This window comes from Parahoeflea alexandrii (assembly GCF_024105735.1).
Taxonomy (GTDB): Bacteria; Pseudomonadota; Alphaproteobacteria; order Rhizobiales; family Rhizobiaceae; genus Hoeflea; species Hoeflea alexandrii.
In genome coordinates, this window is record NZ_JAAAML010000001.1 from 774,857 (window position 1) to 788,379 (window position 13,523).

The window sequence follows — 13,523 nt, forward strand, 5'->3', positions numbered from 1 at the left end:
TCCAACGAATTCCGGCGATGGAACCGATCGCGATGCGAAATGCATCGTTCAACGATTGTGCATTGCGCCATACTCGATTTTTGAGACCAAATCACGTAAGAAGGTTCAATGTCCTTGTTCAGCCGCCTGTTTGACGCCATTGGCGAAACCGCTTCCACCGCCTTTTCGGGCGTGATCGAAGCCGTGCGCACGGTGTTCGCCGGCGATCCGGAAACACGGCGCAAGGTGGCGTTTTCGGTGGCTGTCATCGCGCTGTCGGCGAAGATGGCCAAGGCCGACGGCATCGTGGCGCCGGAAGAAGTGCGCGCCTTCCAGGAAATCTTCGCGATCCCGCAGGCCGAGGCGAACAATGTGGCGCGGCTTTACAATCTCGCCAAGCAGGATGTCGCCGGCTACCAGGCCTACGCCCAGCGGGTGGCGGGCATGTGCGGCTCGGGCGAGGCCAATTGCGCCATGCTCGAGGATGTGCTCGACGGTTTGTTTCACATCGCCAAGGCGGACGGGGTGATCCACCACAAGGAGCTCGAATTCATCGCCGACGTGGCCGATATCTTCCACTTCGACGAAGCCTATTTCGAGCGCATCATGGCCCGTCACGTTCATCCCGACGGCATCGATCCCTATGCGGTGCTCGGCCTGCCCGAGACTGCGCCGTTCGAAGAGGTGAAGAAGCGCTACCGGGCTCTTGCCTCGGAAAGCCACCCCGACCGGCTGCGCGCTCGTGGTGTGCCCGAGGAATTCCTGACCATCGCCAATGACAGGATGGCGACGCTCAATGATGCGTTCTCGGTGATCGAGAAAGCCCGCGCCGCCGCATGAGTGCCTTTGTTCCCGACTACAGCTCCGCACGGATTTGCCCGTCCCCCAATTGTGGCGAGCGCAAGGGCGGGCGTACCCCTGACATGCTCATCCTGCATTATACCGGCATGCCGACCGCCCAGGCCGCGCTGGACTGGCTGTGCTCCGAGGAGAGCCAGGTGTCCTCGCATTACTTCGTCGACGAGGCCGGAGTGGTGACCCAGCTGCTGCCCGAAACCGCGCGGGCATGGCATGCGGGCCAGAGCTGCTGGAAGGGCGAGACCGACATCAACTCGTCCTCGATCGGCATCGAGATCGCCAATCCCGGCCACGATGCCGGCTCGCCGGATTTCGAAGAGGCGCAGATCCGGGCGGTGATCGCGCTGTGCCGCGACATCATCGAACGTCATGCGATTTCAGCCGACCGGGTGCTGGCCCATTCCGACATCGCGCCGATGCGCAAGCAGGATCCGGGCGAAAATTTCCCCTGGCAACGGCTTCATCAAGAGGGCATCGGCCACTGGGTCGAACCGTTGCCGGTAGGTGGTGGGCGGTTTTTCCAGGAAGGCGATGCGGGCCAGCCGGTGGAGGCGCTGCAGACCATGCTGGCGCTGTACGGCTACCAGGTGAGCGTCGACGGGGCCTTCAACGCCGAGACGGCCGCGGCGGTTCGGGCGTTCCAACGGCACTTCCGTCCCCAGCGGGTCGACGGCATCGCCGACGCCTCGACCATTGGCACCCTGCACAAGCTGCTGACGGCGCTTCCGACGGTGGCGTGAGCGGCTTTCGAATGCCGTGGCAAAACCACCGCACGGCAAGCGCAGTGTTACACTCTGACATCTAAGTTTATTGCGATGCAGCATTTTTTGGGTTACCGGCCATAAATACGCCGGCCTGCGCCCTGATTGAGGTGGCTTCCACGCACGGAACGGGCGACGGCATAAGCCGGTCACGGTTCCGGACTGAAAAGCAACGCGCCAAGGGTATGACCCGTCCTCATCGATGAACGTTCGGGCATGGCGCTATCGGAGTGATCTAAAAACATGCGTCTCATTTTCACGGCTGCCGCGGCGGCCTTGCTCTCACTTGCGCTCTCGGGCTGCGAAACCACCGGCACCTCCAACGAGACGACCGGCTCGATCTCGAACAGCAAGATCAAGAGCTCGAGCATGAGCTTTGGCTATTCCACGCGGCCCTACGGGAAACTGATTTCAAGCTACGCCAAGAGCCACGGAGTGCCCGAGGCGCTGGCCCATGCGGTGATTTCGGTGGAAAGCAATTACAGGCCGACGGCGCGCGGAGCGGCGGGAGAAATCGGGCTGATGCAGATCAAGCCAGCGACCGCGCGGATGATGGGATATCGCGGGTCTTCCAAAGGGCTCTATGACCCAGAGACAAACATCAAGTACGGCATGCTGTATCTTGCCAAGGCGCATGAGCTTGGCGGCGGCAGCACCTGCGGCACCATACTCAAATACAATGCTGGCCATGGCGCAAAACGGATGAATCCCGTTTCCAAGCGCTACTGCGGCAAGGTTGCCAGGCTGATGAAATAAGGCTGGAGGTGCCCCTGCTTTCATCAACCTGGTGATCACACAACGCGGTTTGGTGAAAAAGGTTCCGGGAAAAAGAAGAATTGGCGACCGCCATTTCTGGCGGTCGCTTTGCGTTTGCAGGTGAAGTGTCCGGCGCTATTTTGGCAAACAGCCAATTCCGCCGGGTCGCTTGTTCCGCGTTCAGCCCCGTGCTTCGAGAAGCCCCCAGCGATTTCCAGTTCGCCGTTTGCGATGCATGAGCACGAGCATGGTCGTGATCAACACCAGCAGCTCGGCGACAATGCCCGCATACCATATGCCCGGTTCACCAAACCAGAACGGCAGCGTGAAGGTCAGGGGCAGCGCGAACATATATGTTCGCGACAGGCCCAGCAGCGCTGCTCTGGGCGCATCACCGATCGCCTGGAAGTAGGACCCGATCATCATCACCGGACCGAAGATGAAGGTGGTCAGGACGATGTAGGGCAGGATCCGGGCGATCTCGCCGACGATGGCGTGATCCTCGATGAAGATGTAGCCGATCTGGGAACGGGTGCCGAGAAAGACCAGCTCCACGATGATGCAGTAGACCAGGGCGAGCAGGACAGCAATCTTGATGCTCCTGTCGGTTCGCACTGGCAGTCTGGCACCGAAATTGTTGCCGGCTATGGTCTGGAACGCCATGCTCAGCCCCAGCAATGGCAGGAAGGTGAAGGTGATCAGCCTGGTGATGATGCCGAACGCGCCTGCCGTCGCGGCATAGGTCTCCGCCGCCCAGAGCTGCAGGCAGTAGAGTGTCAGACCCGCCGACAGCGACATGCCGATATAGCCCAGGCTCGAGGGCGCGCCGAGTGCCAGCAATTCGCCCCAATGTCCGGCTCCGGGCCAGGCGGGAAGTCTCGGGGCCATAGTTCTCCGCCCGGCAGATCTCCGGTAGAGGATCACGGCCAGCATTGAACAGAGCTCTGCCAGCACGGTTCCATAGGCCGAACCGGCGACGCCTGCACCAAGTTCGACGATGAAGACATAGTCGAAGCCGATGTTGAGCAATGCCGACATCAGCGTGATCGCTGCCATGGCGGTGAGCAGGCCCTCGCTGCGCAGGGCGGCGATGTTGATCGAGAGCACGAAGACCAGCGGCGAAGACAGGATCAGGATGGAGATATAGGTATAGCCCATCCCGGCCAAAGCGGTGTCGCCATTGGCGGCCATCAGGCTGAGCGCGTCGCCCACGAGCAGAAACAGTGCGATCAGCATGGCGCAGACAACCAGCGCCAGTTGAACGGCCTGGGCGAACACGATACCTGCGCTGTTCCGCTCGCCGCCGCCGATCATGCGCGCGAAGACGCTGGCGAAGCCGTTCGAGACCAGAGTCGCGAGCGCGACCAGAAGCATGTAGAGCGGGAACATCAGGGTGACCGCTGTCAGCGCGTCCGCTCCGACATAGGCACCCAGGAAATAGGCGTCGACCACGGTGAAAAGGCCATTGACGCCCATGACGACAATGATCGGCGTGGCGGTTTTCGCAAACAGTGCCGGCAATGATCCGGCAAGATAGATGTTGTCGTGGGGTGTGGACAATCCTGTCATCACAAACCTCTTTCAGTGTCTGGATGCGGATCAGGAAGGGTGCTCGCGTTGCCATCGGACCGCATTCAACTGAAATCGGTGGATGAGACTTTGATGCGAAGGGCTTCACCATGGACAAGCCAGCGAGCGGCAGGGGCCTTCACCCTGTGGGTTCGATAGGCCCCGATGCTGGATTTGTCAATTGTCGATCTTGCGCAGGCGGAACCCTTGGCGCGGGCAACCGCTATTGTTCTGGCCATCCGTGCTACGGTGGTCTAAGGAGGGCGCGCCAGTCGGCCGGGCAGCCGCGCCCTGCAGCGTCGAAAGACAGCAGGGTGAGGAAAGTCCGGGCTCCACGGATAAGCGGTGCCGGATAACATCCGGCGGGGGCGACCCCAGGGAAAGTGCCACAGAAAGCAAACCGCCCCGCCACCTGATTGCCGGATCCGATCCCACGGTCGAGCGGCAATGAGGCGGCGGGGTAAGGGTGAAAGGGTGGGGTAAGAGCCCACCGCGCGACCGGCAACGGAAGCGGCACGGTAAACCCCACCGGGAGCAAAACCGAATAGGGATGACGCAGGGCGCAAGCCCGGCCCTTTTTCCGGGGTTGATCATCCGGGTAGGTTGCTTGAGGTGCGCAGCAATGCGTATCCCAGAGGAATGGCTGCCACGTTCTGGTCCGCAAGGGCCAGGGCCATACAGAACCCGGCTTACAGGCCGGCTGGCGTTTTCAATCTGATCGGCAACCCGCGGCGGTGAGGGTGCGTGTGGCGCGGCTCAACGCCAGACCAGCCGTATCGTTGTGCCACCTGGATCGCTGCTGAGGTCGAAATCGGCGCCGATGCTTCCGGCGCGGCGACGCATGCCGGCGAGGCCGTGGCCATGGTGCCTGCGGCCGTCCGGCCTCGGGTCGAAACCCTTTCCATTGTCACTGATGGTGATCGAATTGCGGTCGGAGGCGATGGTGATGATACTGGCTTCGGCGTGCTTGATGATGTTGGTGATGCTCTCCTGGACGATCCGGAGCAGGTTGAGATTCTGCGACGGGCCGGGATGGGGCAGTTCCGGTTCATCATCAATGCGCCAGTCGAATTCGAGCGCATGTTCGGCCAGAAGCGTTTCCAGACGGGTGCGCAGCATGCCGAGCAAGGTCGAGATGCTGGCATCGGTCTCGAGGCTGTCAAGCATCAGTGACAGGTCGCGCAACGCGTCTTCAAGTGCTGTCTTGATGACCGCGTCGCCCTTTTCGTTGTTCTGCATGTAAGCCAGCGTGTTCACCAGTTGGCCGCCGATGCCGTCGTGCAAGTCGAGCATGATGCGCTGGCGCTCGTTGTTGATCGCTTTCAAACGTTCGGCCTGGCCGAGTTTCTCGTAGGTGAGACGCAATTCCTCGGTCTTGGCCGCGACGGTTTGCTTGAGCGTTCCGGTCAGTTCCTCGTAGCTGCGCAGCGACAGCATGAAGCGTGAGATCACCAGCCAGAGACAGACGCAGAGCATGGCCAGCGGCATGAACTGGAAGATGTGCTGATTGCGCCCCGGATCCACGACCGCGGTGATGTAGAGTTCATAGACGCCCATGGCCGAGGCCATCGAGAGGAAGAAGAAGAAGATGCGCAGGTCGGGCTTGTCGATCTTGCTCCTGTTGCCGAGCAGCACCGCCAGCACGAGGAACGACAGGATCGCCGGATGCAGCTTGAAAAGCAGCAGTGTGTCGAAGAGATAAGGGGCCGGGACGAGGGAACCGGCAGCCAACTCGGCGATGATCAGAACCAGACTGACTGTCTCGAGTGGTTTGAGGCCTTCACCGATGTAATGATTGCAGAACCTGAATATCAGATAGACATAAATGCTCACCGAGACCTGCCAGATCAGGGTCGACCAGCGGTAGCCGATGGCACTGGTGTCGAAGCCGAAATGGATGCAGATGATGCAGGCAAAGCCGCAGGAGGTGGCCAGCAGCGCGTAGATCGGTTCGCTGCGCCGGGCGAACCAGATGATGCCGAGCATGATTCCGGCTATGGTCATGAAGCCGAGATTGAAGCGCGCCATCCCGGCGCTGGTGATGAACCGCCAATTGTAGTGCGGAGTGAGAAGCTGTGCTTCGCCGAAATGGAAGGGCTCGAGCACCAGGCCTTCCTGAGGATAGCCGTAGAGGGTGATCTCGATCCGGTTCTGACCGGGCTGCAACAGGCTTTGCGGAACCGTCGCCAGCACCGGGATGTTCCACATCCGTGCAGGCTGGCGGTCGGTGAGTTCGTTGCCGTAAACCTGTGCGCCGTTGACGCTGACAAAGACTTCGTCGGCGTAACTCGGCAGATAGAGCGCCTGGAGACTGTCGGGGATCTTTGGCAGGGACATATCAAAGCGCAGGTGCCGGGTTTCGTGGCCGGCGGCATGGCGTGCGGGAAAATGATGAGGAAGCTCAATGTCGCGGGGTTGCGCGCATCCGGGTGTTTCACAGACCTGTCCCGCGGTCAGCATCACCGCAGGGTCGATCGGCTCGATGGCACCGATATTCAACGCCCAGATCAGCCCTGCAATGGCTGCGATCCAGGCGAGGACGGCAAGAAGCGTGCGGCTGTTCTGCACCTAGAGAAGCCCCATGCGTGTCGCCCGGGCAATGGCCTCGGTGTTCGAATTGACGTTGAGCTTCTGGTAGATGTTGTTGATGTGGTTGCCGACGGTCCCGGTGGAGATGCCGAGCTTTTCCCCGATCTCGCGGCGCTTGTAGCCCTTGGCGACGGCATTGAGGATCTCGGTTTCGCGATTGGTCAGATCGATCTGCGGGGCTCCTTCGGAGGATCCGGCGGTGCCCGAACTGACCATGGCCAGCAGATGACGGGCAATCTGCGGGCTTATCGGGCTGCCGCCCTCGATTACCGACAGTACGTCCTTGCCGATGGCGGCCAGCGATCCGCTCTTGAGCACGTAGCCGCGGGCGCCGGCTCGCAGGGCATCGATTACGCGTGCCTCGTCGCCGAAGATGCTGACGACGAGCGCTTCGCAGGTCCAGTCAGCCCCGGAGACGGCCTTGATCACCTCGATGCCGGAGCCGTCGGGAAGGCCGAGATCGACGAGCACGATGCGGGGCCTGTGCGCGTACAGCTGGTTGAGGCCGCCGTCGACGTCATCGGCGATGGCGCAGACGCTGAGTTCGTCCGTCTTCTCGATGGCTGACTTGAGCCGCAGCGCGATCTCGCGCCTGTCTTCGACAATGAGAACGGAGTGAGAAACAGTTTCAGCCATGATGCGGGTCGATTGCGAGAGTGTGCATGGTGGCAAGTCTAGCAAAGGAACAGCCAGGCTTGCATGTATTAATCCATCTATTGTGCCTGCACCCGAGCCGGCAATAGATTTCCCCCGACCAAGACCAAACCATGATCGGGAATACTGCCATGTCTGTCCACTCTCCTCGCATTTCCGCCCTGCAAAGCTTCCGTCGCATGTTGCTTGTCACCGGCGGCATGGCAGTGGCGCTCGGCGCAGTGCTGACAGCAGCGATGCCAGCCGCTCAGGCCTCGGAGCTTACGGTCTATGAGTGCGAACCCGAGGGTGACGTCTTCTACGAGGTCGAAGTGTTCTGGGTTGACGGAAGCTCCACCGCGCGGATCTCTCCCAAGAGCGAATACATCAGCGCGGCGGAATCGGCGGCGCAAACTGAAACCGCGCGCGAGCAGCGCGTGGCCAGCGGGTTCAGCTTCGACAGCCGCAGCTACAGTTTCTTTGGCAAGGGCACCGATGCCCGGCTTCGCTTCAAGCAGTATCCGAACGACGCACCGGTTCCCTGCGCCGAACGCGCGATATCACAGGACCATGCTTCGGGTGCTGTTGGTGGCAACGAGACACCGCTCGGCGGACAGAAGGCGCGGTCGCTCGGCGGCAAGCTGCGCAACGGTCCGGGAACGAACTTCTCGGTTGCTGGAAGCCTCGCCGAAGGGACGCCGGTATCGGTGCTGGCCAATACCGGTGTCCGGTTCGATGGCTATGACTGGTTCGAAATCCGGCACGGCGGCGGGGTCGCCTACCAGTGGGGCGGCATCATGTGCTCGGATGGAGGCGCGATCGCGGGCATGTTTGGTGACTGCGCCTCGCTGCTTCGCAGCCAGGCGCCGGCCCGGGTCCAGACGGTCGCGAGCGGCGGTGGCTGGATGGCCTTTGCCATTGGCGCGAACGGGCGGTTCGGCCACGGTGCCGGGGCCAGCCGCCAGGAAGCACAGTCTTACGCGATGCAGTATTGCGGCGATGCTTCCTGCGGCATCGAGGACATGACACAGGCCCAGTGCCATGCGCTGGTGGGCGGCAATCGCAACGGCCACTGGTTCGGTGCGGGAAACAGCAAGCGGGCCGCTGAAAGCTTCGCCATGGGATTTTGCAGCAATGCCGAAGGATCCTGCGCGATCCGTTATTCGCATTGCCGCTGAATCGAGGACTGCCGCAAGGCCGCCGGTCGCCAAACGACAAAAGTGTATGATTCCATACATTCAGGCCGAGGGGCCGGGCGGGTAGTCTGGTTTCATCACGATATTGAGCAGGAGTATGTCATGAAGCTCGCATCTTATCTGACCGCAGGAGTAGTGGTCGCCGCAGGACTGGCCCTTTCGACCGCCGCACAGGCCCAGGATGGAGCGCTTATGTCTTCCGGCGATCTCTATTTCAACGGCACGATCGGCGGCAGCGCGCTGATCTTCAGCGGTTCTTCGAATGTGGCGAAGACCTATTACGGTGTTGATGCCAGCGGCGAGGTCTGCCGCGCCAATGCCGGCGGGTTCGATCTTTGCGGTGGCCTGAACGTGTTTCACACTCTTGGCAATGGCAAGAAGACCACGGGCACCATGACCACCAGCACACGGGTTGCCTCGGTTGGCGGCTTCGTCAAGGCGCGCAAGCAGATGGAGCAGGTTGGCATCGCGCCCTATGTGGGCCTGCGGCGCTTCTTTACCCAGACGACCGTGACCGGCGTTGGCGCAACCACCAAGCTCACCGACAATGCCAATGCGGTTTATGGCGGCGTGGAACTGGACTACAGCCTTGTCCAGGACCGGGTTTACCTGACGATGAAAGCCGAGGTCGGCCGCACTTTCGGTGCTCAGACCAACCGGACCACGGTGCTTTTGTCGCCCGGCCTTAAAGTGAAATTCTAACTCAAGCCACTGGTCCGGCTTGTGACAGGGACCTGGGCACCCGGCGCAGCTCAGCTCGCCGTGGTGCCCCAGGTCTTTTTGGTATTTTTCCAGATCATTCCAACTCTATCCCTTCCTACGGAACTGGCGTGTTCCGCGACAGAGTGAGGCAGGCCGCCTTTGAACGGTGCAGGGCCCGGTTGCACCGCAGTGCCGGGAACCAATCATCAGCAACTTCGTTGAGCGCAGACAGGACGGCGATCACCCTCATTCCAGGGATCAGGTCGTTCCATCCTGGCCGCTCAGAAACCATGCCGCACAAAATCATTTTCAAAGGAAACACGCCATGAAGACCCTGTCCGATGCATTCGAACACACTCTGAAAGACATCTACTATGCCGAGAACGCGCTGGTGAAAGCGCTTCCGAAGGTTCAGCAAGCCGCCAACGGCAAGAAGCTGAAGGATGCGATCGGCGAGCATCTTGAAGAAACCAAGGGCCAGATCAAGACACTGGAGAAGGTGTTCAAGTCGATCGGCAAGACCGCTTCAGGCGAAAAATGCGATGCCATCGAAGGTCTGATCAAGGAAACCGACGGGATCATCGACGAGGCCACCGGCGTGGCCAAGAACGCCGCGCTGATTGCTGCCGCCCAGGCCGTCGAGCATTATGAAATCGCCCGTTACGGTACCTTGAGGGAATGGGCAAAGGTGCTTGGCCACAGTGAAGCCCATGACCTGCTCACCCGGATACTCGACGAGGAAAAGGCCGCCAACAGCAAGCTGACCAACCTGGCGGTTTCATCGATCAACGAAGAATAGGGCAATCAGGATCTGCGCACTGCCATGCTGCGTGCGCTAAGGCTTGCTGCGGGAGGACGGTTCTATGCCGTGCTCCCGCAGCTTGTTCGCGGCAAGCCACATGAAGGATGGCAGGAGGGGCAGTCGGCGTGCGAACTCAGTCGCCTTCCGTGATCCTGACCTTGTCCGGCCAGAAGGCGAAATGTCCCGCGAGTTGCCGGGAGCCCTCAAGCGGCCGGTCGTAGGTCCAGGCGATCTCGTTGCCGTTGAACGAAACGTAGCTCGCATCGCCCTTGAGCGGGCAGTGGGTGGATTTGTCGACGGGTTCGAGACTGGCAATGATATCAGACGCAGGGATGTATATGGCTGGATCGTAGAGGGACTTGCCCATCTCCAAGACGCGGAGCGCGTCTTGCGTTTGCGCAATCAGCGTGTCGCCGACATGAACGCTTACGGTTCGCCTGACGCGCCTGATGACCATGAGATGGTTCGGGTTGTTTGGGTTTCGAATGGCCCCTTCGAGCGAAGGGACATTGGCATCGCCGGAGTTTGAGCCTTGCATGGTCTCGCCTGTGGTTTGAGGTGGCGGGCGTGTGACCCTGCTTTCCGGTTTATCATGATCCGGGCCGCTTTGACATGGTAAGGGCGCAGGTGTGCCAACCATTGGCAAAGTCAGCCGGTGAGACGAGGCATGCCGCAATCAGACCTGTGAATGGCCTCGTGCGGGGTGTTTAATCGCTGCCATGACCCATGAAGACGAAGATGACGTTCCGGGTTCCACGGTCTGCCTTGCGCATCTGCTTGTCGATGGCCATGTCGTCGATCCGCAGACCTGGCAGGATGTCTCGACATTCCGCAAATCCGAACGCAAGCGGCTCTATGCTGCCCGGCAGAACCAGTCCGCCGACGAGAGGAAATCTGCTTCGGCCGCCATCTCCTTGCGGCTGGACGAGATACTTGGCGATGTGGCGGGGCGGAGGATTGCCGCCTTCTGGCCGATCCGTGGCGAGGTCAACCTGCATGGCTGGATGGCCGGGGCCATCGACCGTGGTTCGCAGATCGGCCTGCCTGTCGTGGTGGAGAAGAACCATCCGGTGGAGTTTCATCGCTGGAGCCCGGGATGCGTCATGGCCAAGGGGATCTGGGATATTCCCGTGCCGGCAGAGCCGGATCCGGTGACACCGGACGTGGTGATCGTTCCGCTTCTCGGTGTCGATGAAGACGGGTACCGGCTCGGCAATGGCGGGGGCTACTACGACCGGACGCTGGCGCGGCTTGACGGCGAGGTGCTGATCATTGGCGTTGGTCAGGCGTTCGCGCGGATCAAGACGATCTTCCCGATGCCCTGGGACATTCCCATGCACAAGGTGGTGCTGGGTGACGGGACGGTCTCCGACCACTCTTCAGGCTGACGAAGCCGCCCGGCAGATGATGCCGGGCGAACTGTTTCTGGCGGCTCAGGCGAAATCGACGAACTTGCTGAACGGCATTTCCCGCAACCTTGTTCCGGTCGCGGCGAAGATGGCGCCGGCCAGGGCCGCGGCCGCGGGCGGAACCGGTGGTTCGCCGATGCCCAGCACACGGTCGCCGTTTTCAAGCCCGCGCACCTCGATTGTCGGGCACTGGTACATGCGCATGCCTTGGAAACTGTCGAAATTGCTCTGGTCGGCAATGCCGTCGGTGTAGGTGATCTCGCAATTCATGGCATGGCCGAGTGCGAAGACAACGCCGCCCTTGACCAGATTGTCGAAATTGACCGGATCGACGACGGTGCCGACTTCGGCGGCGACCCAGACCTTGTCGATCCTGATGCCGTATTCGGTGTTGCTGACCTCGATCACCTCGGCGCAGTGAACGCCGAAGGACTGGGTCAAGGCGACGCCGCGGCCGCGGCCATCGCCGAGAACGCCGTCCCAACCCGACATCTCGGCGACCGCCTCGAGCACCTTGCGCGCCTCGGGGTTGCTGCACAGCCGCAGCCGTTCCTCCATCGGATCGGCACCGGCGGCATGGATCAGTTCGTCGAGGCCCGCATTGTAGAAGAAGCCGTTCGAGGAAGCCCCAACCGAACGCCAGGAGCTGATCGGCGCGAGTTCGGGCGCGCGGTATCCGGTTACGCGCTGGTTGGGGATGGTGAAGGGCTGGTCCCAGGCCCCGGCGACGATCTGGCTATCGGGACCGGGCACAGACAGGCCCTGGCGACTCATCTGCGAGACGACGACGGAAGGCATGGCGATGCCCAGATCATAGGTCTCGACCTTGCCGTCCCGGACCACGCCGCGCAACTGCGCCATGGCGATCTGGCGGGTGAAATCGTGGCTCATGTCCTGTTCGCGCGAATAGGTCAGCTTGACCGGCGTGCCCTTCATCTGGACGGCGATCTCTGCGGCCTGCTTGACCACTTCGTCCTCCAGCCGGTGACCGAAACTGCCGCCCATGTAGAGCGCATGCACGGTGACCTTCTCCGGATCGATGCCGGCGATCTTGCCGACATTGTTCTGGATGAAGCGCGGGATCTGCGTGCCGGTCCAGACCTCGGCGCGGTCGTCATCGACCCGGACGATGGCGCTGATCGGTTCGAGCGGCGCATGGGCCAGGTAGGGCGCGCGGTATTCGGCGCTGATGATCTCGCCGGTTTCGGCAATCGAGATCTCGACATCGCCGTCATCGCGCTTGCGGCTGTCGAGCGCATCCTCGGTGAAGCTGTCGGCGAGCGCCTGCCAGTGTTCATCCATTGTAGCCGGGAACGGGGCGGGCCCCCATTCGGCCTCGACCGCCTCGGCGGCCTGGAAGGCGCGCCAGGTGTTGTCGGCGATTGCCGCCACGCCGCCGGTGACCGCGACGACCTTGCTGACGCCGCGCATCTTCAGCGCCTCACCGGCGTCAAAACCAATCAAGGGACCGATCTGCGCCGGGTTGAGCTTGATCGCGGCGTGGACCATGCCGTCGACCTTGTGGTCGATGCCATAGCTTTGCGTACCGGTCGACTTGGCGACGATGTCGACGCGCTGCATCGGCTTGCCGATCAGGCGCCACTCGGATGGTGCCCGCAACTGGATGTCCTGCGGCGGGTCGATGGTGGCGGCGATCGGTGCCAGTTCGGCATAGGCAAGGGACGACCCATCGGGAAGCAGCACGCGTCCGGCCTCGGTCCTCAGCTCGCTGGCAGCTGCTCCGGTCTTCTGCGCTGCGGCCAGCTTGAGGGTTTCGCGGGCCACGGCACCGGCCTGGCGCAGCTTGACGAAACCGTCGGGAACGGTGGTGGAGCCGCCGGTGATCTGCATGCCGATGGTCTTCATCACCGCAGACAGGGCCCCGTAGGCGATGCTTTCGCCCACACCGCCGCCGGGCGCCATGAACGTGGCGGCTTCGTCGGCAAGCGCGGTGTTCCAGTAGGCGGGCGAGGGCGGGCCCGGATCGATCTTTACCTGGTCGAGCTCGACGTCGAGTTCCTCGGCGATCAGGGCGGCCTGGACCGAGTAGGCGCCCTGGCCCTTGTCGGCGCGGGGGGTGATCAGGGTCACCCCATCCGCGTCAATGCGGACGTAAGGGGTGAGGGCTGCCTCGCCGTCACCAAGATTGTCCAGCAGCGGATTGGCGTGCGGCTTGTTGACCATGTAGGCGCCGAAGGCGACGCCGCCGGCGACTGCGACGGAGCCGATCAGGAAGGCGCGGCGGGTGAATGTCTTCAAACGGCCCATA

Annotated in this window: 12 protein-coding genes and 1 other RNA gene; 8 read left to right on the top strand and 5 right to left on the bottom strand. The window is 61.9% G+C overall.

The genetic code is table 11. The features are described from left to right. Positions 1-108 precede the first annotated feature (108 nt). The 3 genes from GTW23_RS03540 to GTW23_RS03550 all read left to right on the top strand — a co-directional run bounded on the left by GTW23_RS03540 (position 109) and on the right by GTW23_RS03550 (position 2,354). Positions 109-819, top strand: coding sequence for a J domain-containing protein (locus GTW23_RS03540; RefSeq protein ID WP_152007879.1), 711 nt, complete (start codon positions 109-111; stop codon positions 817-819). After that, on the top strand, positions 816-1,577 hold the full coding sequence (locus GTW23_RS03545; RefSeq protein WP_252914645.1) for an N-acetylmuramoyl-L-alanine amidase: 762 nt from the start codon (positions 816-818) through the stop codon (positions 1,575-1,577). Before GTW23_RS03540 ends, GTW23_RS03545 begins: the two co-directional genes overlap by 4 nt. 264 nt (positions 1,578-1,841) lie before the next feature. Beyond that, positions 1,842-2,354: a lytic transglycosylase domain-containing protein gene (locus GTW23_RS03550; protein WP_252914646.1), complete on the top strand. Its 513-nt coding sequence runs from the start codon at positions 1,842-1,844 to the stop codon at positions 2,352-2,354. 180 nt (positions 2,355-2,534) lie between these two features. On the opposite strand, the gene GTW23_RS03555 is transcribed toward GTW23_RS03550, so the two are convergent. Beyond that, positions 2,535-3,923, bottom strand: coding sequence for an MATE family efflux transporter (locus GTW23_RS03555; protein WP_252914647.1), 1,389 nt, complete (start codon positions 3,921-3,923; stop codon positions 2,535-2,537). Positions 3,924-4,191: 268 nt separating this feature from the next. Between GTW23_RS03555 and rnpB the strand changes: the two genes are divergently transcribed. Continuing rightward, positions 4,192-4,631: RNase P RNA component class A (rnpB, locus tag GTW23_RS03560), an RNA gene on the top strand. A 48-nt stretch (positions 4,632-4,679) separates the two neighbouring features. On the opposite strand, the gene GTW23_RS03565 is transcribed toward rnpB, so the two are convergent. Both GTW23_RS03565 and GTW23_RS03570 read right to left on the bottom strand, forming a co-directional pair. Further along, entirely contained in the window at positions 4,680-6,491 is a 1,812-nt protein-coding gene (locus GTW23_RS03565) for a sensor histidine kinase (protein WP_252914648.1), read from the bottom strand. After that, on the bottom strand, positions 6,492-7,148 hold the full coding sequence (locus GTW23_RS03570) for a LuxR C-terminal-related transcriptional regulator (RefSeq protein ID WP_252914649.1): 657 nt from the start codon (positions 7,146-7,148) through the stop codon (positions 6,492-6,494). It lies immediately after the preceding gene. Between the two features lie 149 nt (positions 7,149-7,297). On the opposite strand from GTW23_RS03570, the gene GTW23_RS03575 reads away from it, so the two are divergent. The 3 genes from GTW23_RS03575 (at position 7,298) to GTW23_RS03585 (ending at position 9,842) form a co-directional block, all read left to right on the top strand. Further along, positions 7,298-8,323 carry a DUF4189 domain-containing protein gene (locus tag GTW23_RS03575; RefSeq protein WP_252914650.1) on the top strand — a complete coding sequence of 342 codons (1,026 nt, stop codon included), beginning with the start codon at positions 7,298-7,300 and terminating at the stop codon, positions 8,321-8,323. 120 nt (positions 8,324-8,443) lie between these two features. Further along, positions 8,444-9,043 carry a hypothetical protein gene (locus tag GTW23_RS03580; protein ID WP_252914651.1) on the top strand — a complete coding sequence of 200 codons (600 nt, stop codon included), beginning with the start codon at positions 8,444-8,446 and terminating at the stop codon, positions 9,041-9,043. Between the two features lie 325 nt (positions 9,044-9,368). Next, on the top strand, positions 9,369-9,842 hold the full coding sequence (locus GTW23_RS03585; RefSeq protein WP_152007887.1) for a YciE/YciF ferroxidase family protein: 474 nt from the start codon (positions 9,369-9,371) through the stop codon (positions 9,840-9,842). Positions 9,843-9,978: 136 nt separating this feature from the next. On the opposite strand, the gene GTW23_RS03590 is transcribed toward GTW23_RS03585, so the two are convergent. After that, positions 9,979-10,383, bottom strand: a complete 405-nt coding sequence (locus tag GTW23_RS03590) for a DUF427 domain-containing protein (protein ID WP_252914652.1) — start codon at positions 10,381-10,383, stop codon at positions 9,979-9,981. A gap of 181 nt (positions 10,384-10,564) precedes the next feature. On the opposite strand from GTW23_RS03590, the gene GTW23_RS03595 reads away from it, so the two are divergent. Then, complete coding sequence (locus tag GTW23_RS03595; RefSeq protein WP_252914653.1) at positions 10,565-11,233, top strand: 5-formyltetrahydrofolate cyclo-ligase; 669 nt, start codon at positions 10,565-10,567, stop codon at positions 11,231-11,233. A 45-nt stretch (positions 11,234-11,278) separates the two neighbouring features. Here GTW23_RS03595 and GTW23_RS03600 read toward each other — a convergent pair whose 3' ends face one another. After that, positions 11,279-13,522, bottom strand: a complete 2,244-nt coding sequence (locus GTW23_RS03600) for a xanthine dehydrogenase family protein molybdopterin-binding subunit (protein WP_252914654.1) — start codon at positions 13,520-13,522, stop codon at positions 11,279-11,281. Position 13,523: the final 1 nt, after the last annotated feature.